Source organism: Bacillus sp. EE-W1 (genome assembly GCF_009760835.1).
Taxonomy (GTDB): Bacteria; Bacillota; Bacilli; order Bacillales; family Bacillaceae_G; genus Bacillus_A; species Bacillus_A wiedmannii.
This window is the reverse complement of the sequence record NZ_WIPE01000090.1, coordinates 10,848-11,100: the sequence shown is the minus strand read 5'-3', so window position 1 is coordinate 11,100 and position 253 is coordinate 10,848. Positions and strand designations below refer to the sequence as shown.

The window sequence follows — 253 nt, the reverse complement described above, 5'->3', positions numbered from 1 at the left end:
TCATGTACATCACCACCATCAAGGTCAACACGGTCATCATGGACATCATCACCATCAAGGCCAACACGGTCATCATGTACATCACCACCATCAAGGTCAACATAGTCATCATGGACACCATCATCACCAAGGCCAACAAGGTCAGCACGGCCATCATCATCACCAAGGTCAACACGGCCATCAACAACAAGTACATCACCACGGACACCATCATATATATCCACAGGCTGTTCTTTATCAAACGCATCAAACG

At 47.0% G+C, this 253-nt stretch carries 1 pseudogene; it reads left to right on the top strand.

The features are described from left to right. Positions 1-253, top strand: a pseudogene (locus tag GFJ36_RS29885) (hypothetical protein); the annotation flags it as partial.